The sequence below is a fragment of the Saccharicrinis aurantiacus genome (genome assembly GCF_001660705.2).
GTDB lineage: Bacteria > Bacteroidota > Bacteroidia > Bacteroidales > Marinilabiliaceae > Saccharicrinis > Saccharicrinis aurantiacus.
In genome coordinates, this window is the sequence record NZ_LYBV02000007.1 from 186706 (window position 1) to 205149 (window position 18444).

Annotated in this window: 12 protein-coding genes; 5 read left to right on the plus strand and 7 right to left on the minus strand. The window is 37.1% G+C overall.

All coding sequences use genetic code 11. The features are described 5' to 3' along the window. Window positions 1-186: 186 nt before the first annotated feature. The gene (locus tag A8B35_RS03265; RefSeq protein WP_075601976.1) at window positions 187-3216 is read left to right on the plus strand and encodes a glycoside hydrolase family 2 TIM barrel-domain containing protein; all 3030 of its coding nucleotides are present in this window, start codon (window positions 187-189) and stop codon (window positions 3214-3216) included. A 294-nt stretch (window positions 3217-3510) separates the two neighbouring features. On the opposite strand, the gene A8B35_RS03270 is transcribed toward A8B35_RS03265, so the two are convergent. The 3 genes from A8B35_RS03270 to A8B35_RS03280 form a co-directional block, all read right to left on the minus strand. Further along, a complete protein-coding gene (locus tag A8B35_RS03270; RefSeq protein ID WP_075601977.1) occupies window positions 3511-5103 on the minus strand; it encodes a sulfatase-like hydrolase/transferase in 1593 nt (530 codons plus the stop codon). Between the two features lie 211 nt (window positions 5104-5314). Further along, on the minus strand, window positions 5315-5728 hold the full coding sequence (locus A8B35_RS03275; protein WP_075601978.1) for a hypothetical protein: 414 nt from the start codon (window positions 5726-5728) through the stop codon (window positions 5315-5317). Window positions 5729-5770: 42 nt separating this feature from the next. Continuing rightward, the gene (locus A8B35_RS03280) at window positions 5771-6028 is read right to left on the minus strand and encodes a hypothetical protein (protein ID WP_075601979.1); all 258 of its coding nucleotides are present in this window, start codon (window positions 6026-6028) and stop codon (window positions 5771-5773) included. A 642-nt stretch (window positions 6029-6670) separates the two neighbouring features. Between A8B35_RS03280 and A8B35_RS03285 the strand changes: the two genes are divergently transcribed. Next, a complete protein-coding gene (locus tag A8B35_RS03285) occupies window positions 6671-7171 on the plus strand; it encodes a T9SS type A sorting domain-containing protein (protein WP_171973146.1) in 501 nt (166 codons plus the stop codon). Between the two features lie 6 nt (window positions 7172-7177). After that, complete coding sequence (locus A8B35_RS03290; RefSeq protein ID WP_075601981.1) at window positions 7178-8014, plus strand: hypothetical protein; 837 nt, start codon at window positions 7178-7180, stop codon at window positions 8012-8014. A 148-nt stretch (window positions 8015-8162) separates the two neighbouring features. On the opposite strand, the gene A8B35_RS03295 is transcribed toward A8B35_RS03290, so the two are convergent. After that, entirely contained in the window at window positions 8163-10577 is a 2415-nt protein-coding gene (locus tag A8B35_RS03295) for a glycoside hydrolase family 88 protein (RefSeq protein ID WP_075601982.1), read from the minus strand. A 61-nt stretch (window positions 10578-10638) separates the two neighbouring features. After that, window positions 10639-13104: a glycoside hydrolase family 2 protein gene (locus A8B35_RS03300; protein ID WP_171973147.1), complete on the minus strand. Its 2466-nt coding sequence runs from the start codon at window positions 13102-13104 to the stop codon at window positions 10639-10641. 163 nt (window positions 13105-13267) lie between these two features. Here A8B35_RS03300 and A8B35_RS03305 point away from each other — a divergent pair, with 163 nt between their 5' ends. Next, complete coding sequence (locus A8B35_RS03305; protein ID WP_075601984.1) at window positions 13268-14419, plus strand: hypothetical protein; 1152 nt, start codon at window positions 13268-13270, stop codon at window positions 14417-14419. A 121-nt stretch (window positions 14420-14540) separates the two neighbouring features. Beyond that, window positions 14541-16610, plus strand: a complete 2070-nt coding sequence (locus tag A8B35_RS03310) for a S9 family peptidase (RefSeq protein ID WP_245820764.1) — start codon at window positions 14541-14543, stop codon at window positions 16608-16610. 86 nt (window positions 16611-16696) lie between these two features. On the opposite strand, the gene A8B35_RS03315 is transcribed toward A8B35_RS03310, so the two are convergent. Further along, entirely contained in the window at window positions 16697-16912 is a 216-nt protein-coding gene (locus A8B35_RS03315; protein WP_075601986.1) for a putative signal transducing protein, read from the minus strand. A gap of 43 nt (window positions 16913-16955) precedes the next feature. Beyond that, window positions 16956-18356 carry an adenylate/guanylate cyclase domain-containing protein gene (locus tag A8B35_RS03320; protein WP_075601987.1) on the minus strand — a complete coding sequence of 467 codons (1401 nt, stop codon included), beginning with the start codon at window positions 18354-18356 and terminating at the stop codon, window positions 16956-16958. Window positions 18357-18444: the final 88 nt, after the last annotated feature.

Sequence of the window (18444 nt, forward strand, 5' to 3'; positions counted from 1 at the left end):
AATAAAGGCGATATCTAAAAAAGTTTATAGAGCCTTAGATATATGATATACGCACAGAAACAACTGCAACACAAGTAAGCACAGATGATTCTTCCTCTTGAGTTATTTTTGAGAAAGAAAGTGACGGTCAATTATCATAAATAGATCGTTTTATTAAAAAATGATTGAATAAAAGATACCTACAGAATGAGACAATTATTATTTTTTGCGGCTTTATGTTTATGTATAAATATCAGCGCCCAGCACATTAATTTTAATGAGGATTGGCGTTTTAGTTTAGGCGATGAAAACGGATGGGAACAAAGCAACTATAACGATGCCTCGTGGCGCCAACTTGATTTACCTCACGATTGGAGCATAGAGGGCGAATACAGCAAAGATAATCCGATGGCACATTTTTGTGGTTATTTACCTGCTGGTATTGGTTGGTACCGTAAAACCATTACAGTTCCGCAAGAGTGGAAAGGCAAACATATTGAAATTGCCTTTGATGGTGTATTCATGAATAGTACCGTGTGGGCTAACGGCCGAAAGCTTGGTGACCGCCCTTACGGATGGGTTTCCTTTGCTTACGATATCTCTGAGGAGGTAGCAAAATCAAACACCATCAGTTTTGCAGTTAGGGTTGATAATGATAAACAACCTTCGGCACGTTGGTATACCGGTTCTGGTATTTATGCCAATACTTGGATTAATGTGAAAGAGAATATATACGTGCCTAAATCGGGTATTTGCATTCGCACAGAGGGTAATGTGGTTAGTATAGATACCGAACTTTTTAATAAAACAGAAAAAGGCAGCAAAATAACATTGGTTTCGAGCATTAAGGATGCCAACGGAAAAGTGGTAGCATCAGCCAATGCAAAACTAAAATTAGAAAGCAAGCAACAGAGTGTTGAAAAACAAGTGCTGACTATTGAAAACCCAATGCTTTGGGATACCGATAATCCGTATTTATACACCTTGCAAACCGAAGTAAAACAAGGTAAGCAAGTTCTTGATGTGGTGAATACGCCTTTTGGAGTGCGCGATATTAAATGGATACCCGAAACAGGCATGTGGTTGAATGGCAAAAATGTTAAACTGCAGGGTGTTTGTAATCATGCCGATGCTGGTGCATTGGGTGTGGCAGTTCCGGATAAAATTCGTCGCTTCCGCATTCAACAGATGAAAGATATGGGGGTAAACTCCATTCGTACTTCGCACTATCCGCGTCCTCCAGAGTTTTACGACTTGTGTGATGAGATGGGAATGTTAGTGATGGATGAAATTTTTGATGGCTGGCACCGAAAAGCAGAAAACGATTATGGTGCGCATTCATTCGATGAGTGGTGGAAACAAGATATGACCGATTGGCTAAAGCGCGATCGTAATCATCCTTCCATAGTAATTTACAGTGTAGGTAACGAAACGCATGGTGATATAGCGCCTGAGCTAGTGGCTACTTGTCATGATTTAGATCCAACACGACCAGTAACCTCGGGTCATTCAAACTCTGAGGATATGGATGTATTTGGCGTAAATGGTTCTAGTGAAATGAAGGGTTTCATAGAGAATGAAGTTTCTAAAGACAAAGTTTTTATCGGAACGGAGAATACACATACTTTACAGGTAAGAGGATATTATCGTACAAAAACATGGTATCGTAACGGATATCCTAACGAAAAACGTCGCCCGCATTATTATCCTGATTTAACAGAGGAAGAAGTTTTTACACACGATTGGGCACCGGACTCTGAAAAAGTAAACTCAAAGCAGATTTTCTTATCGAGTTACGATAATGCCACTATCCGCTTAAACTCGCGCCATAATGTGGAGAAGCTACGCGATATTCCATATTTCGCAGGTTCGTACCGATGGACGGGTTACGATTATCTGGGCGAGACTAAGTATCATGGAGGATGGCCTTTTAAGGCATTATCATCAGGAGCGGTTGATATTGCCAACTTTGAGAAGGATTTATATTACATGTATCAAAGTCAGTGGACAAGTAAACCAATGGCGCATATATTACCACACTGGACACATCCAACCATTAAAGAAGGAACGGAGATTCCGGTTTGGGTATATTCTAATTGCGATGAGGTAGAATTGTTTTTTAACGATCAATCTTTAGGCAAAATAAAACCTGGTAAAACTTGGGATACCATGAATTGTCAGTGGTTGGTGCCTTGGAAACCAGGAACCATTAAGGCTGTAGCCTATAAAAACGGAAAAGCTACCGTAACTAAAACGATGACTACTGCCAATGCGCCTGCTAAAATTGCTTTGAGTATTGATGGAGCGCCAATGGCCAACAAAAAGAAAGATTTGGTGCAAGTACGCGTAACTACTACCGATGCTAAGGGTACAATGTATCCGTATGGCGAAAACCGTACTTACTTTAAAGTATTTGGATCAGCTTATATTAAAGCCTTAGATAACGGAAGTCCGATGGATGTGGAGCAACATTACCTTGCACAAAGTCGGAATGCTTTTTATGGCTTAAGCAGAGCTTATGTTGAGGCTACTGATGCCGCGGGAAGTATTAATTTATTGGCAGCATCTATTTTGGGTGAGAAAAAGCAAATCACGTCAAATAAAGTGAGTATTAATGCACAAATGTTGAATATTAGAGGTGATAAAGTAAATCCAAATATTCAGGTTTACTATACTACCGATGGCAGCCAGCCCACAACAAAATCATCGAAATATAAAAATAGTTTCGAGGTGGCTTTAGGTACTACGGTTAAAGCTTTAGTAGTTGCCGATGGCGAAGCCCTTTACGTAATGGAAGAGCGTTTTGCTATGGACGAAGGTTTTATTTTTGATGCTGAGGTAGGTGAAATGGTAGAAGCTGGCGATCAGGCCGAGGATGCCAAACTCGTAAATGCGGTGGTGCAAAACAAGGGTAAAGGTTTTAACGGACAGTCGTACGTATTTATGGGTAAGCAAGAAGGTGGTAGCGTTGAGTGGTACTACGAGAATGATGGTGCAGCAGGCCAGTTTAACTTTAAAATTAGATACAGTGCTTCAGATATGTTACGTGGCGAGTATAAAATTATTTTAAACATTAATGGAGTAGAGCAGAAGATGACTTTACCAACAACTAAGGATTACCAAAATAATTGGGAGATTATAGGAGCCACCGAGAATTTAAAAGCGGGTGCCAATACCATTAAAATTACAACACTACAAGGCGATGGACTTTGTATTGATGAGATAAGAGTTTACTAAGAGTTTAAGAATTACATACACACAATTTAATTTTTGGGCATCGTTTTTTACGGTGCCTTTTTTTGTGTTGTATTGTAGAGGTGTGCATTATGTTTTCTTGTTTTGCACAATGCCTTGTGATATGAATAAGTTATAAAAGATAATTGTTTAGGTCTAAGATATTGCAATAGCTTATCCTTAATACTTATCAGTTACCACATAGTAAGGAGTAGTTTAATGCTCTTATGGCATAAATGAATAAACAAAATAGGCCACCTCAAATGAGATGGCCTATACTATTGGGTAATCTAATATTTAGTGCTTCTTTTTCTTAGCTTTTTGTTGCGATGCCATTTTTACCTTAACAGGTCCTAAGCCATTTTGCCAATCGCCACCACATTCTTTTAATAATATGGCTTTAAGCGTCTCTAATTTCTCAGGGTATTTCATGGCCAAGTCATTTAACTCCTTATAGTCATCATCTAATTTGTATAACTGAAACGAGTTCCCTTTAATATGGTATTTCATTTTCCAACCATCTTGGGTTACAATTGATGGGCCCATGGTTCGTGATGATAGTACAATATAATCGTGTGCTTTACTTTTGCCGCCCAATAGGGTTTTGGCATACGATTTACTATCCTTACCTTTTTCTTGGTCTTGCCCCATTAATTCGGCCACTGTATTTAATATATCGTAGTTGGCCACACGCTGGTCAGAGCTACTTCCGGCTTCAATATTACCTTGCCAAAACCAGAATAAAGGTACACGTGTTCCGCCTTCCCAGTTGGCACGCTTTAAGCCCGACATACCGTTGTTGCCATCAAACACATCGTTACTTAAATCGCTTAAAAAGCGAGAGTGTACATCGTTATAAGTCTCACCCGTTTCCATGTTCTTTTTGGTATCTGTGTGCCCCGGCTGACGCGCATATACCTCGTGGCCATTATCACTTGTGAAAATAATAATGGTATTATCCAATATGCCCTGCTCCTCAAGCTTGGCAAATATTTGCCCCACTGAGTTATCTAAATACTTAATCATCGAGGCATACTCTTTTTCCATTTCTGTTAAATCAGGATTGTTTTTTACTTCGGGATGAACTGCTGGAACTGCAATGGGGCCATGCGGTAATTGTGAAGGGAAGTAAGCAAAAAATGGTTGCTCTGGCTTATTCTTGTGATGATCGTCCATCCACTCCATCATCTTATCCACAATTAAATCTTCAGAGTATTGGGCTTTTCCAGTCATATCCCAACGTGCTTTATAACCTTCGGGCGATTCTACCATATTGGTTAAACCACAATCAACATATGTATTACCTGGTATATCTACCTTTTCGCCATTCTCGAATAAAAACGGTGGGTAAAAACCATGACAACGTTGGTGATCGTAAAAACCATAATGATAATCCCATCCATGGCGCGCAACTCTTTCGGGAGTAGTGGCAAAACCCCAATCTATTTTACCAAATTCGGCGGTGGCATAACCAGCTTTTTTAGCTACTTCAGCTAAAAATACATCATTAGGTTTGGCAGGAATCATCACATCGTGTATCTCATCTTTAATTTCTTGTAACGACATACCATTATCTAAATTCATGTAAATACCCGCTGTGGAAATATTAAATAAATTGCGTCGAGCATCGTGCATTCCGGTTAATAAGCTAGCACGGGCAGGGGCGCAATAGTTACAGCCATAGGCATTTTCAAAACGCATACCAAAATCGGCAATTCTATCAATATTGGGTGTGGTAATATATTTTTGTCCGTATGTACTAAGCATTCCTCTGCCCAAATCATCGGCATAAATGAGTATGATATTCGGCTTTTCGTTCTTCTTTGATGTTTTTGCAAATGCAGTTGTTGATACCAATAAGGCCACAACAAGAAGTTTTATGATATTCATTATTCAAAAGTTTATATGATTCTGATTTTCGATGAATAAAATAAGTGAATATGATGCAGTTTGTTGTTTGTATGTGTACATATTGTGTGCTTTGGACTAAAAGAGCGAGTGCTTCTGAGTATGCGAACAAATGTAAAGTGTTAAACACAAAAAAGACCAGCCTCTCAGCGGGTCTTCCCATATCAATCCCTTTTATAATTAATTGTTTAGTTTATTCCTCTTTGTTTTTACGTCGTTGGCGTGTTTTGCTATTTTCATCAGCAATTAGCTTTTCAACAGCGGCGCATACATTTGTGTAATCTTTATCGGCAATGTATTGGCGATAACGCAAACCACTTATTAGTTTGGTGTTTACCAATACTACCAATTGTTTTTTAAGCTTAGTTGCTGCTATTACCTCTTTCTCGTTTAATCGGGTATCTAATAATCTAGCTTGCGAGTTTTCAAAATTACTAGCCGATACCTTTAGTGCTTCAGTTAAAGGAGCTACTCCAGGCAAAGCCATGATAGCTGCTACCATTTCTTCTTTTGCCAAATCGGTAAAGTACGAGTTTAGGTAAGCTGTTTCGGCTCCGTTGCTTGAGTTTAATATATCTCTCTTATACCTGTCGTTTAAACCTTGCAATAGTATTGCAGCGTCAGCAATTTCTTTAGTAGGATAGTGCGTTTAACCATCCGTTAATGCTACTATAGCTCTAAAATCATTATCGCGTAAATCATCTAAATGTTCTAAATCAGATAAGGCTTTATCCTTGTTAATAGACTTGTTTAATGCTTGGTTCAGTGTAGTAATTTCGTTAACTACACCAGCCAAGGCTGTATCTTTAGTTAGTAAATCGGCACTAAATACACCAATAATTTTACTAACTACATTGTTTAGCTCGGCATTTCGCATAGAGCTTAAAACTTTCTGAATAATCTTCATAGGTATTATTTATTATAGTTTAGATAAAAGGGATTTCGTTATAATTTGTACAAGGGCTTCATTTTATAATCACGTGTGTACAAACAAACACGCTGTTAATAATTTAAAGTGGCGTGTACGTTTGTATACAAAGGGTGTTGTGCCAGTTTGGCGTATGTACAAACGTAAAAAGTATCTCCCGAGTCCAGTTCGTAAAAAATACAAACGTATAAAGAGCTCCCCTTGCCAGTTTGGCATATTTAGGTTTGCATAAAGTGCAAAATAACTTCAGTTTGTGCTTTATACGTTTGTACACAAGCTATTTTTAGCCCAGGTAACTTATGTACATTTACACACGCCTGTATACAGAAATTTTGAGTGCTTGATAAAATTGTTTTCGAAGATGATTTGGCTGCATGAGTATACCGCAGCTTTGCAGATTTTATTTATTGGGGTCATTTTGTATGGGTTAAAAATTCGGATTACGAAATTAATGAAATGCAGCAAAATGACAAATCTTATGTAACTTATTATACCCATCAAGATATTATTATCATATAGTAGATGCGGGAGAAATCAAGCCCACATCTACTTGTATTTGTACTTATACTTTTTATAGAAAAGAAGTATATTGCCCTCAATAATCTTAAATTAATTCTAAATATGAGAAAACGAAAAATGAAGTTTTGTGTTGTATTACTTCTGGGTATAGGACTTATAGGAGTTCAAGCTCAAAGTATTTTAAATGTAAAAGTTGGTTCTGAGAATTTCACACATGAGATAAACGGAATTAGAAAGCTGACCTTTACAGGTGATAATTTAAACGTAATTACTTGGGATGCTTCTACAAGTAATTTTGCCCTAGCAAATATTGATAAGCTATTTTTTAGCGATACACCCACAAATATGCCTCCAAAAGGAGCAGCTTTAAACCAAATAGAGCTTTTCCCTAATCCTGTACAGGATATCTTAAATATTAAAAATAACACTTCAGATAACTGCAATTGTATAGTCGAAATTCTCGATTTAAAAGGTACTATTCTGCTAAAAGAAGACCTTGGTGCTATCAATAGCATAAATGTATCAGTATTGCAAAAAGGCATGTATATATGTCGTGTTTATTACTGTGATAAAATTGAGAATCTTAAATTCATAAAAAACTAAGCCAAGATGAAAATGATAGCAAGAATAAGTCTAGTATTGATATTGTGTGTAGCTGCAATAGCGGGGAATGCACAAGAAAAAATGTATATTTTCAAAGATGGTTTGATACAATCTGAAAAAAAGATATCAGATATTGATAGTATTGTTTTTATTCAGCCTAATAATGAGCCTTTGTTAACCTATAATGACGTATATGTTGTTGGTGATTTTAATCAATGGGATCTTGAGGGTGCAACCAAGATGACTAAACAATCTAACAGAGTATTTGAATTTACCTATAGCTATACTGCTGAGGCTAGTCTATTATTTATAGGAGATGACTTCGAATGGACTAATGGTTTTGGAGTGAAAAATAATTATGTTGTGGGCGAGGGTGAATATGTTTTATACTCAGACGGACACCTCGCCTTGCGAATTCAAAAGGGTAATTGGCATTTGGTAGTTGACCTTGAAAAAAATACTCTGATAGTTACAGAACTTGAAGATACTAATATTTATGTTGTTGGGGATGCAACTCCTGGTGGTTGGGATCCAAGAATGTCTACACCTCTAGTTAAAGATATTGAGAGTGGAATTAACGAAGGTACAGTCGATTTTATTACTTCTCAGGATGGAATGCAGTATACTTTTAGGTTCTTAGGTCAAAATATAGATTGGGGGCCAGTTTCTTGGTTTTACGATGATTGTTACTCCGTTGAATCGATACCAAGCGGGTTAGTGGAGGCTGCACCAGCCAATGAATATGGAGAAATTAACTTTAGGGTGACCGAAGAGGGAGAATATAAGGTAGAGGCTTCTATGCATACATCGGGAAAGCTGATGTTAGTATTTACAAAATTATAATAGAACTTGTTTAAAGTTGCCTGACCATTTGGAGATTACTCGCAGTTTTAAGTATAATTTAAAACAACTTTAAAGTAAAAAGGCACAAAGAACGTTTGATATAACGCTTCTTTGTGCCTTTTTTATCATGTAAATAAGTCTAAAATATCTAATTCGATCTCTCCAAAATAACACCCTTCACATTGGCGTCGTAATTCACAAAGGTATCCCAAGGGCCATGTAGCCATAAAAGTACTTTGTAGCCCTCGTTGGCCACAATAATAGGTCTGATGTTTTTGTATTTTGAGTGAGATGTTATGGCTTCCCATTTAATGGTGTTGATATCGTCGGTGGCATTAATTGTAGCTCCATAAATCTCGTGTCGTCCACCTAAATCTTCGCCTGTAGATGGATTCACATCCGTGGAGATATAAACTTGTTTTGGATCAGTAGGGTCAAAAGCCATTAAACCCGTGTACGAACTCTCAACATAATATAAGCACTTGCCAGCATAGGCAATTTCGCGGTCGTTCCATTGCTTGCCATCCCACGAGGCTATCCTGTAGCGGTGATCGCTGTTGCTTAAATATAAGGAGTATCCAATGTGCGGATTTCCACAGGCATCCTGCCCCATGGCACAAGTCCATGCGCTGTTTGGTACACTCTCGCAGCCCTCGGGTTTATGGTTGTTCTCGCTACCAGTATATATTTTTTCGCCTTCAGAAGTACCCAAAGGGCCCTCTGTAATATCTTTAATTTTAGTGCCATCTACTTTGTAAAAAGCCCCATCTCTGAATTGCGCATAATACAAACTATTGCCATACTGACGCGGATGTGCATCGGTATACGAAATGCCAATAGTGTTGGCATCGGGTTGAGCATAGCGTGCGTAAGGTCGCTGACGTCCTTTTACATCATTAGCAATAAAATGTGTGCGGTTTCCCCATGTTAATCCCTCGTCATCCGAAGTAATAAAAGATGGATTAAAGGTTTCGCCGTCGCGATAAAAATTATACAATTTACCTTCGTTCTTCAAGGCATATAAATTCATATAAGTAACACCACGGCGATCGTTATACGTATATTTAAATTGCTGCGGATCTCCCCATTTTAAATAATCGTTGGTAGATGAAATGGCATAATGGTGCATTTTTTCGTTGCCGTGTTTGGCCCACATAGCCAATATACTGCCATCAGAACGGGTATAAAGTGCGGGTACATCGTGGTCGTCGGCCTGTAGTTCTTTATGTAAGGTAACTTTACCATCAATGGTTTCCGATTTTAAATCGAAGATGCCCACGTTCACATCGCCATTTTGCCCATCAAGACCCGCAATAATGAGCTTTCCGTTTTTAATAGTGGCTCTAGGATCTTGATACCAACACCAACCGCCATTCTCCATCATGGTGGGGTGTACATCTTCAGCTTTGTTTTCATCTTCCGAAGGATAAAAGTGTTGGATGTACTGATACATCTGTGATCCGGCAGCTAAAAAAGCACCACTTCCGTATAGTTCAGTATAATTAGGATAACTTAATCCGGGTGCCGCTCCAACGGGCTGAACATAGCCTAACATACCTTCGTTGGTTACTGCACTGGCTAAGGCACTCCAAGCTTTAAGCAATACAGGTTCGTAGGCTTCCTTATCTAAAATTCCGTTTTGTATGCCCCAAGCCAAGCCAAAAGTGAAGAAGGAAGTACCGCTCGTTTCTATATTAGGATAATCGGCAATATCGCCCAATAAACCTGCCGACCAAGTGCCATCAGGTCGTTGAATGCGCTTTAGGGTTTCTGACATTTCTTGAAACAGTTGTATGTAAAACTGGCGTCCTTCCCACTGCTGTGGAAACTCAGGAATCATTAAAGCCAATCCACCATAAACCCATCCATTGCCGCGACCCCAGAATAACTTCTCGCCATTATTTTCGGTTTTTGTAAGGTATTTCTTATCTCTAAAAAATAGTTTTTCCTCTTTATCCCACAGTCTATCATAGGTCATATGGTACTGTTTATCCATATAATCTAAGTACTTTTTGTAGCTGGTAATTTTGGCCAAACGTGCCCAAACAGGTGGAGCCATAAAAAGGGCATCGCACCAATGCCAGTGCCAATCGTTGGCTTTATCACTTTTCATAATGGCATCAAACTGTTTCATGGTTGGGCGCATCATATAACCTTTGGCAGTAAGTCTGTTCAAACTTAAATAAAATTGCCCTACTGCATGATCATCGGCATGATACATACGCTCGTGCAATTTCCAATTGTACTTTTGGCCCATCTCAACTAGCCAATCAGTGTATGCATTATCGTCGGTAATTTCACTAAACTGATACAAGCCAGCATAAAAAGTAGCCGGCAGCCATTCTAAATCGTGATACTGATTTCTGTGATGCCATTTTTTGCAATCTTCAGGGGCAGGCAAGGCCCTGTATTTGCCTTGCTCATTCCATGTTTTTATTTGCCAATCGGCTACACTTTTGTTAAGCTCAAACACCTCCTCTGCCTCAGGTATTTTTGGCGAGGAGGAGCATGAACTTATTAATGTAAGGATGATTAATTGGAGTAATACTGATGTAGATTTCATAGGTTTATTTTATTGTTATTGCGTCACATTAAGGTATTTGTTCTTTTTTTTAGCTTTTAAATTATTCCCCTGCACCAACTCTTTCGTACAAGTTTTTTTCAGCTTTTTCAAAGCTAATAAGTGGCTCTATTTCTCGTATTCCCATATCGAATTTATCCTTTTTATTGGCCAACGATTTTACTTTAATATAGCGCTGCTCTTGCTGTTTCGGGTACATAAATGTTTCCTTTAACGACCATTGGTTTATTTTTCCGGTATATAAAACAGTCCAATCTTCACCATTCAGTGAGCCACTGATTTCAATATTATTCAGATAAACATCAGGATCGAGAAAAGTTATACTGATACCATTTACCAGACTGATTCTTTTTAAATCGAGAAGAAGAGATGCCTGCTCATCGGCAGCCCAATAAGTAGCAGTGTCATTATCTAATACTGATGCAGCTGCATGCCCAGGTAATTCTTTACTTGCAGAAATACCATAAGCCGACTGTGATACATCGTAAATTACATTGCAAGTATGTTGATAGCTTTTACCATTTTTTATTCCTTTAGCCAAAAGCGTATTGTTGCCTTCTTTTAAATTAACATTCCATGTAAACCCTTTCCTTTGCGAGCCTAAGGATTTGCCATTAAGGAAAAACTCTACCGATTGCAAATTGGTGAATACACGATATTGTTTTTCTGCTTTTCCACCACGTACTTTCCAGCTAGCAGATGCAATGTAAACCACAGGTGTATCGCTCCATTTTGATTGTAATAAGTAGTAGGCATCTTTCTTTTGTCTATCAAAAGTAACTAAGCCTTTTTGGTTTACGTGGGGTTTCGAGTCGCCCCTATGCGCAGCACCAAAGTCGGCAAACGACCAACGGTTCACACCACAAAGCCAATCCATTTTGGCAAACTGATCTAAATGAGCCTCTAAAAAATCGTTTTGGTATTCAATACTAAAATCTTGTCGAACCGGATGATCTGTGTGTATATCCATGTCTGAACCGGCACCAAATTCCGATATAATTAATGGAATACCTGGATTCTTCTTTTTCAAATCAAGGCAGCGATTGGTTAAATCGTTGTAATCGGTTTTATACCAACCACGGTATAGGTTGTAGCCAAATACATCCGGAATTTGGTTCACTAAGTAGTCGCACGATCGGTCATTATCGCCACTTACCATTACTGTTTTTCGTACTGGATCTTCTTTATGAGCAATCTCATTTAGCATATAAACAATATCATATACCTGTGCTTTACCATCACCTCTGTCTTTCATCCATACCTCGTTGCCCATTCCCCAGAGTATTATTGAACTATGATTATAATGCTGATAAATCATATCAGTCATCATCGATTTTAAGGTGTTTTTAAAACCATCGTTATTCTTAAAGCCATTTACCAAAGGAATCTCTTCCCACACAAGCATACCCAATTCATCGCATAATTGTAGCATATAATCATCTTGCTGATAATGTGCTAACCTGAGCCAATTAATGCCAGCCTCCTTCATTAACATTAAATCATCATAATGTAATTGCAACGGAACTGCATTTCCTTTTTTATAGTAATCCTGATGGCGATTAATCCCATTTAGTTTGTACGATTTTCCATTTAAAAAGAAACCTTTATCCGCCGTAAATTCAAACCAACGAAAACCGTAATTACATTCAACTTCATCAACTACGGTTTTTCCTTTTAGGATACTTATTTTCAATTGGTATAAATTCGGATTCTCAGGCGACCATAAATTGGGGTTTATAATAGTAGGCATTTCAAACTGTGGTGTTATTTCAGAGTTTGCTTCTACACTTATTTTCTGTAGCAGTTCCGAAACTATATTTCCGTTTGCATCTTGTAATAGCATTTTAAGTGATAACTTACTTTTCTTTTGCGATGCATTATCTAGCTTCACACGTACTTTTAAGTCCGATGATTTTTGGCTTACCTTTTCGCTCCAAACTCTAAAGCCCGGGCCACCAAATTCCTTACGCGATATACTTATCTGAGGTCCTTCAATTAATTGTACAGAACGGTATAATCCACCATAAAAATTGAAGTCGGCACTTGTTGGCGCAATTACCTGACTATTGGCATTGGATACCCAAACATCAATTACATTTTTTCCTTCCTTTATATTCACAAGCTCGCAGGTAAAGGCACCGTAGCCTCCAAAGTGGTGGGTCAGTAATTCTCCGTTTAAGTATACTTTGCATTGCTGGCCAGCAGCACCAAAGCGGATGTAATTGCGTTTTTGCAAATGTTCTGCATCGAAAGTTATATTTTTACGATACCACGATGCTGCTCTTCGGTAATCTTTTGTTTCTAATACATCGCTTGCATTCCAAGTATGAGGTAAGTTTATTTGTGTATATGCACCATCCTTTTCACGGGGTAAATCTTCTGTATCTTTTTCAAGGTAGAGCCAATTTTCATTAATTGTGTTTGTGTTGGGCCAATGTACCTTAATTTTGGGAGCATTTGCAAAGGTCATTATGCTAATTAATAGTGATAGTGTTATGATCTGTTTCATCATCTAGGTTTTAAAATTGATAAAAGCAAATAAAGAGTTTCTACCTTAAATAATTATCTTTAACCTATCTGTAACGGTAGCTGTAACCGTTACGATATATAATTATAGGTTGATTACCAGGTGTTAATAAATTCACTACACAGAAACGCATCTCATAAATAATATGCCCTCTAACGAAGAAAAATTAGAAATAATAAAGCAAATTACCGAAAGTAAAACCTTTCAAAAAGCTACAACTAGTTCTGCTCTTTTGAAATATTTGGGTAAATGTTGCATCAATAATACTTTTTTGAAAGAAGATATTATCGATCTCGAATTCTTCGGAAATAAAGGCTCAGTTGAAAAATCGAGTACTCGTGTTAGGGTGAGTATGTATAACCTGCGTAAAAAGTTAGTTGATTATTACAGTAACGAGGGAGCTGACCAACAATGGAGAGTGAATATTGAAAAGGGGCAGTATAAATTAAGTTTTGAGAAACAGCAAAGAACAAGTAATAGCAAGCGAAATATCTTTAGTTTACGAGCGTTATCCTATGTTTTATTAATTGGTATTATTGCCATTTTGCTATTTTTTCTTCTCATTCCCAAAAGAGTACCTCAATTATGGAGCGAATTTCTAGAGGAAGATAAATCTGTAACCCTATTTATTGGTGATGCCTTTGGAATACGAGGTAAAACAATCACTGGTAATGATGGCTTTACACGCGATTACTCAATTAATTCCCTTGAACAGTTTTATAAATTATTAGAGAAGAAACCTGAATTGAAGAATAGCTTAAGTGCTTCACATTATCAGTATTTTACCAATATGGGAGCAGTTGCTTCAAAAAATATAGCTCAATTGTTCTCTACTTACCATAAAGACTTCGCGATTAAATACAATTCTAATGCATCGTTTGAAACTATAAGGGGCGGGAATTCCATATACATTGGTCCACTCTTCAACGATAATAAGTTTATCGGTTTGTTTAATAGTGGCAACCCATACCTTACGCTTCATAAAAATAAGTTGCAAATTAAGGATCATCCTAGCTTAGGAAGTAGCCAAATAAATATTGCCACATCAGGGCAGGTAGCAGATTATGCCATAGTTTCTAAATACCCTGGGCCCATGGGAACAACACAGTTTGTATTTTTCTCAAACCATGATATGGGAGCTTCGGCAACCATTAGATATTTTACAAATTTCGATTCCATCAAAGTTTTCACCCAGAAATACCTTCAGGATAAGTCTTATTTTACAGCTATTTATAAGGCTACCGGAAAAGAGAGAACCAGTTTAGATTTGGAACTGATTAAGGTAATTCCTTTTTAAATTATAGTTCTTGGGTCAAACAGAAGTTCTATATTCAAAAAAGAGTGGTTTCTCATCCAACGAATTGTAGCTATATTGCGGCAAAATTCATTACAAATCAATAAATACAGTTATGCAAAAAATGAAACTACTATATGTAGCTAGTTTGGCTTTGTTATTTGCTTGTTCCCCAGCAAAAAAGTCAGATGCAGGGTATTCAAATAAGGATATTGAAATTTCCTCGGATAAACTAACGCCAGAATTAATGTGGCAATTGGGTAGGGTAGGTAATGTTTCGGTATCGCCCGATCAAAGTACTATTTTGTACACCATTGCTTACACAAATATTAAAGAAAACAAGAGCTATACCGATGTGTACACCATGAATGTGGACGGTAGCAATAAAAAGCAAATTACAAATACGGTTGCAAATGAAAATGCCGTAGTTTGGAATGCTGATGGTAGCAAAATAAATTTTATTTCGTCGGAGTCGGGATCAAGTCAACTTTGGGAAATGAGTGCAGATGGTTCTAACCGTAAGCAATTAACAGATATTAAAGGTGGAATTACAAACTTTTTAATTTCTCCTGATGGTTCAAAATTCGCTTACACAGCCGAAGTTAAATTAGATGAGGATATACACGATATTCACCCAGATTTACCTTTAGCAAACGCACGTATCGAAAACGATTTGATGTATCGTCATTGGGATAGATGGGAAGATGAAAATTACAGCCACGTTTTTATTGCAGCTATGTCGGCAATGGTAACTTCCGGGACTGATATTATGCCTGGCGAGCGTTTTGATGCGCCATTGAAACCATTTGGTGGGGTTGAGCAATTAGCATGGAGTAAGGATTCGGAAGGACTGGTTTATGCTTGTAAAAAATTAGAAGGTAGAGCTTATGCCGAATCTACTAATGCTGATTTATATTTATATAGTACAACAGATAAGTCAACCATTAACCTTACAGAGGGAATGATGGGTTATGATTTAAATCCACAGTTTTCTCCTAATGGACAATACTTAGCTTGGGAGAGCATGGAACGTGATGGTTATGAGTCGGACAGAAATAGATTATTTGTGCTAGATGTAAAAACGGGTGTTAAAACTGATATTACAGAAGGTTTTGATTATAATGTTCATTCCATTATGTGGGATGCATCCGGAACTGAATTAAGTTTTACAAGTAATTATCATGGATGTAATCAAATTTACAATATCACATTTGCTGATAAAAAGATTACTAAACTTACTGATGGTGTGCAAAATTACAATTCAGCCATTAAGGTGGGTGAAAAGTATATTGCCACAAAAACAACCATGAAACAACCTACAGAGATTGTTGTAGTTGATGTAGCGAAGGGAACCGATAAAAATATTAGCCAAGTAAATGATCATATTCTTGCTAAGATCAAAATGGGTGATGTTGAGAGTAGATGGATTGAAACTACCGATGGCAAAAAAATGCAAACTTGGGTAATCTATCCTCCTAATTTTGATAAGACTAAGAAGTATCCTACGCTTTTATATTGTCAAGGCGGACCGCAAAGTCCTGTAAGTCAGTTTTGGAGTATCCGTTGGAACTTTGAATTGATGGCTGCCAACGATTATATTATTGTAGCTCCAAATCGTAGAGGTTTACCAGGTTTTGGACAAGAGTGGAATGAGCAAATTAGTGGCGACTATGGCGGACAAAATATGAAAGATTATTTATCAGCCATTGATGCTTTGGCAGAAGAGCCATATGTTAATAATGATAAATTGGGAGCTATAGGTGCTAGTTATGGTGGTTACTCGGTTTATTGGTTAGCAGGTAACCATAACGGGCGTTTTAATTCACTCATATCGCATTGCGGGATTTTTAATTTTGAGCAAATGTATTCTACAACCGAAGAGCAATTCTTTGTGAATTGGGATATGAAAGGTGCTTATTGGGATAAAGACAATAAGGTTGCGCAAAATACTTATGCAAATTCTCCACATAAATTTGTTGGTAAATGGGATACTCCAATATTAGTAATTCATGGAGAAAAGGATTTTAGAATTCCATATACTCAAGGAATGGGGGCGTTTAATACTGCTAAATTAAGAGACCTGAATGCACGTTTCTTATATTTCCCAACGGAGTGTCACTGGGTACTTTCTCCGCAAAATGGCATCTTGTGGCATCGTGAATTTTTTAAATGGTTGGATGAAACTTTGAAGTAAGCTTCTAAGCTTCTAGATATATAAAAACGCCAAAGCATTTATTTTGCTTTGGCGTTTTTTATGAATCGAAATACAGCTACAAAAAGCTATAACTGTTCTTCTTCTTCTTCTAAAATTAGTTTTACACGTTCAATATCAGCTTCTGATATTTGCAATTCAACCTCGTTTGATTGAATGTGGTTTAGTACTTGCGTAGAATATTCGTTTTTTAGGTAACACGTAATACCTTCTGATTCAAGTCTGCTTTTTAAAAACAATAAATCAATTTCATTGTGCGATGTTTTAATGGTTACTAAGCTCATGTTGTAAGTGTTTTTAGGATTGAAATTGTTGTATGTAATTTCGCTATGATTTGTTGTTGGTTAACAGCTTTTCTAAGCGTTCTATTTGTTTGTGTTTATTTACTTGTCGTAAGTTTCTTGCAGTTTCTGTAAAATATTGATGTCCTTTAATAAACGAAAGTTGGCGTTTTATCCAATCGTTATATGAGCCTATCATATCGCGAACCTTTAGTTCATCGTAAAGTTTCTCTGAAACAGGAATAAAGTCTGACCTTCCAAGATAATCTAAATCAGAATCACAAATTACTTCTTCCAATTTATTTTTGGGTTCAGGAGGATACTCAGTGGCCATTATTAGTTCGCATATTTTATCTATAATATCTTCAGGATAATGGTATTTCGCTAATAATTTGCGAGCTATTATTGTTCCATGATATTCATGTTGGTCGTAACCTAATGTGTGTCCAGTATCATGAAAAATTGCTGCAAATTTTAAGATAAGTATTTCTTCTTCATTAAGACCTTCGGCCCAACCTATTAGTTCTACTGCAGTAACCACATCAATGGTGTGTTTTACATTGTGGTAATAGAGGTTATTGGGTAATTCTTGCTCAAGCATATCTAAGATATATTCCTGAATATCAATGAATTGAATAAGGGAGTATTTAGTTAAAAATTTTCTATTGAGCTCATTTGTTTTATTCGCATCCTGAAGCTGGGGTAATAATCCAACTACTGTATACATTTCAATGGCACCTTTGTATTTAACGGGCATCTTTCCCGAATATTTGCACTCAAAGAATTCTTTAATAAGCTCATAAGTCATTGAGGAAATATGAATTTCACCCGGATTACAAGCCATACCTAACCTACATGTTAAATCTATAGAAGAGCCTGCTAAACGAAATGGAGTCGATCTCCTGTTTGTTGGTTCTGCTAATACAGGGCCAGTATGAATGCCTATACTAACATCCCAAAACGAACTGCCATTTTCACCTCCATTTACATCAATTGCAGCTTGTTGCATCTCAAATGCTGCTAGAATGACGTCTATTGGGTTAGTTCTATTTTCTTCCAGCATTCCTCCGCCAAACACAATTGAATCACCAATGGTTTTAATTTTAACAATAGAGTATTTTTTTGCAATATCGTCAAACAGAAGTTTTAGCTCATCCAATTTATCTATTAAATTTTCAGCTAAAGGATGATTGGTGAGTCGTTTGAAGCCATCAATCGAGACGTATAATAGGGAAACTCTATTAAACCGTTTTAGCTTACTGAGTTTCGAACTTTTCTTTTTATCAATGTTGAAGTTATGATCTGCAACAAGGTTTAGGTATTTATCATCTTGTTTTTGAATGAAATAATATCGCTCTGTAACTTTCTTCTTATCAACAGACAATGTGCTACTTCTTTTAGCTAAGCTTGATAATCTATCTAAGTATAATTCTAAATTGTCTTTCATAGCACTACATAACAACGGATAATTTAATGGAGATACCGTCTCTGTTAGAGAAATAAACGTAAATAAAAATACGATACCTACAAAATAT

Excerpts from the sequence above, each read along its gene's own strand:
- A8B35_RS03305 (WP_075601984.1), top strand. The coding sequence starts at position 13,268 with ATGCCCTCTAACGAAGAAAAATTAGAAATAATAAAGCAAATTACCGAA.
- A8B35_RS03280 (WP_075601979.1), bottom strand. The coding sequence starts at position 6,028 with ATGAAGATTATTCAGAAAGTTTTAAGCTCTATGCGAAATGCCGAGCTA.
- A8B35_RS03320 (WP_075601987.1), bottom strand. The coding sequence starts at position 18,356 with ATGAAAGACAATTTAGAATTATACTTAGATAGATTATCAAGCTTAGCT.
- A8B35_RS03310 (WP_245820764.1), top strand. The coding sequence starts at position 14,541 with ATGAAACTACTATATGTAGCTAGTTTGGCTTTGTTATTTGCTTGTTCC.
- A8B35_RS03285 (WP_171973146.1), top strand. The coding sequence starts at position 6,671 with ATGAGAAAACGAAAAATGAAGTTTTGTGTTGTATTACTTCTGGGTATA.
- A8B35_RS03300 (WP_171973147.1), bottom strand. The coding sequence starts at position 13,104 with ATGAAACAGATCATAACACTATCACTATTAATTAGCATAATGACCTTT.
- A8B35_RS03270 (WP_075601977.1), bottom strand. The coding sequence starts at position 5,103 with ATGAATATCATAAAACTTCTTGTTGTGGCCTTATTGGTATCAACAACT.
- A8B35_RS03290 (WP_075601981.1), top strand. The coding sequence starts at position 7,178 with ATGAAAATGATAGCAAGAATAAGTCTAGTATTGATATTGTGTGTAGCT.
- A8B35_RS03315 (WP_075601986.1), bottom strand. The coding sequence starts at position 16,912 with ATGAGCTTAGTAACCATTAAAACATCGCACAATGAAATTGATTTATTG.
- A8B35_RS03295 (WP_075601982.1), bottom strand. The coding sequence starts at position 10,577 with ATGAAATCTACATCAGTATTACTCCAATTAATCATCCTTACATTAATA.
- A8B35_RS03265 (WP_075601976.1), top strand. The coding sequence starts at position 187 with ATGAGACAATTATTATTTTTTGCGGCTTTATGTTTATGTATAAATATC.